The following is a 1547-nucleotide window of genomic DNA, read 5'->3' on the forward strand; positions in this document are numbered from 1 at the left end:
CCAATGGTTAATAGAGACAACACGCCAACACTCAGCAGTACGCCCAATAATATTGCACTGGCATTGTCTTTAATAATCAATTTAATTAAGTCGCTTCGTTTAGCGCCAATGGCCATGCGTGTTCCAATTTCGAACTGACGTAACTGTGTTGAATAACTGAGCACACCATACAAACCTATAGCAGCGAGGAAAAAAGTCAGTAAAGCTAAAGAGCCTGTTGCCGTTAGTATCATAAAATGAATAAACAACATTTTTTTCTGGGACGCTATATCACTCTCAAAAGCCTGTACGCGGTATTTGCTGGTTACTGTTTTTAAAAATGGGACAAAGGCTTCGCGCGACAGTGAAGTGTGCTTTTTTAATTGAATAACTAAAAAACTATCAGGCTTTATCCCTGGAAAATATAAAAGATTGTCGTTTTCTATTTCCCCGGGGACTTTAAAGCTTTTAACCACTCCTTTAACGGTATAGGTACTTTCACCATTAAAATCTATTATCAGACCAATAGCACTGCCATTAGGGGCTATTTTATGAGCAAAAGTTTCATTAATAATAAGTACTTTATTTTCATCTTTAATATCAGCGTTACTAAAAAAATCGCCAGCTAATAATTGTTGTTGATAAATTGAAAAGTAGTTTTCATCAATGATTCGGCTTCTTGCTGGGTAGTTGGTTTCGTTACCTTTAACTTTCAACTCACGAAATCTAGAGCCGCCATTAAAAACGGAGCCGTTGGCGATACTGACACGCTCGACCTGCGGTAAAGTCAGTAAAACTGCTTGTATTTCTTTATTTATTTGAACTTTTTCATCATCAGATAACGAAGTCGTCGGGTCTATCGACATTTCAACTCTCATACTATTTTCTATATCAATAGAAAGCGGATCATTGATCACCTGCCACGCATCAATAAACAAATTGAGATTAATGAATACCAGTAAAGTAGCTATCGATATTTGGCTAACAATAATAAAGCGACGCTTCTTTTTAGAGACTTGTTTGCGCCCACCTTTACTACCGCTTTGTAGTTGGCTATTTATGTTTTGATAATCAACAATATTGAGCGATAATTTGGCAAACAACCAAGCAAAAATAACAAACAACAACCCAGTTATACCTAACGAAAACACATTAAATGACAACTCATTAACTCGAGGTAATAATTCAAGCAAATGCGTACTCATTAATTGAAAACCACTTAAAGCAATACCAAAGGCCACCAGTAAAGCCAGAAACATTAATAAAGCTGATTCTACTAAAATGGTTTTGAATAATTGACTTTTACTTGCTCCTAAAGAAGCATGAATACTATAACTTCCTTGTAATTCAGCGGTACGTGCCATAAACAAATTAGCAATGTTGGCGACCGCAATGAATAAGGTGCCCACTACGCCAGCAATTAGCGCCATAACAATATTAGCCGAATCACCAATGAGTATTTCTTTCAAAGGGGTTAACTTCATTTGAATATTCTTCGATGAATAATATTCAAATTCACTTACCATTTCTTTCCATGGTAAATTCACTAATGGCGTTATCGTTTGCTC

At 36.1% G+C, this 1547-nt stretch carries 1 protein-coding gene; it reads right to left on the minus strand.

Annotated elements, in window-relative coordinates; genetic code table 11:
- The coding region (locus H4J67_RS19880; RefSeq protein ID WP_182204878.1) for an FtsX-like permease family protein at positions 1–1505 on the minus strand (1505 nt) is incomplete at its 3' end.
- Positions 1506–1547: the final 42 nt, after the last annotated feature.

Origin of the sequence: Colwellia sp. BRX10-4, from assembly GCF_014077465.1 — a bacterium.
GTDB lineage: Bacteria > Pseudomonadota > Gammaproteobacteria > Enterobacterales > Alteromonadaceae > Colwellia_A.